This is a genomic window from Serratia proteamaculans (genome assembly GCF_008830365.1).
GTDB lineage: Bacteria > Pseudomonadota > Gammaproteobacteria > Enterobacterales > Enterobacteriaceae > Serratia > Serratia proteamaculans.
Map to the genome: position 1 here is coordinate 1 of NZ_WBKI01000018.1, position 1,034 is coordinate 1,034.

Sequence of the window (1,034 nt, forward strand, 5' to 3'; positions counted from 1 at the left end):
GCCAACGCCATCCGCGCACTCAGCATGGACGCCGTACAAAAAGCAAATTCCGGCCACCCGGGTGCACCTATGGGCATGGCGGACATCGCCGAAGTCCTGTGGCGTGACTACCTGAACCACAACCCGACCAACCCGCACTGGGCTGACCGTGACCGCTTCGTCCTCTCCAACGGCCACGGCTCCATGCTGATTTACAGCCTGTTGCACCTCACCGGTTACGACCTGCCGATGAGCGAGCTGGAAAACTTCCGCCAGCTGCACTCCAAAACCCCGGGTCACCCGGAATACGGCTACACCCCGGGCGTGGAAACCACCACCGGCCCACTGGGGCAGGGCATCGCCAACGCCGTCGGTTTCGCCATTGCCGAACGCACCCTGGGCGCGCAGTTCAACCGCCCGGGTCATGACATCGTCGACCACCACACCTACGCCTTTATGGGCGACGGCTGCATGATGGAAGGCATTTCCCACGAAGTCTGTTCGCTGGCCGGTACCCTCAAGCTCGGCAAACTGACCGCGTTCTACGATGACAACGGCATCTCCATCGACGGTCACGTCGAAGGCTGGTTCACCGACAACACCGCCGAGCGCTTTGAAGCCTACGGCTGGCACGTGGTGCGTCACGTTGACGGTCACAACCCGGACGCCATCAAGGCCGCGATTGAAGAAGCCCGCAAGGTCACCGACAAACCGTCTCTGCTGATGTGCAAAACCGTGATTGGTTTCGGCTCACCGAACAAGGCCGGCACCCACGACGTGCACGGCGCGGCACTGGGTGCGGCCGAAGTGGCTGCCACCCGTGAAGCCCTGGGCTGGAAATACGCTGCCTTCGAAATCCCGCAGGACATCTATGCCCAGTGGGACGCCAGGGAAGCCGGTAAAGCCAAGGAAGCGGCCTGGGACGACAAGTTCGCCGCCTACGCCAAAGCCTTCCCGGAACTGGCTGCCGAGTTCAAACGCCGTGTGAACGGTGAACTGCCGGCCAACTGGAAAGCCGACGCCAAAGCGTTCGTTGAAAAACTGCAGGCCAACCC

At 62.2% G+C, this 1,034-nt stretch carries 1 protein-coding gene; it reads left to right on the top strand.

Annotated features, from left to right (window positions below; translation table 11 throughout):
- Nucleotides 1-1,034 (top strand): transketolase family protein (locus F8R23_RS24075; protein WP_483409546.1); only part of this gene is annotated, 1,034 nt, incomplete at both ends.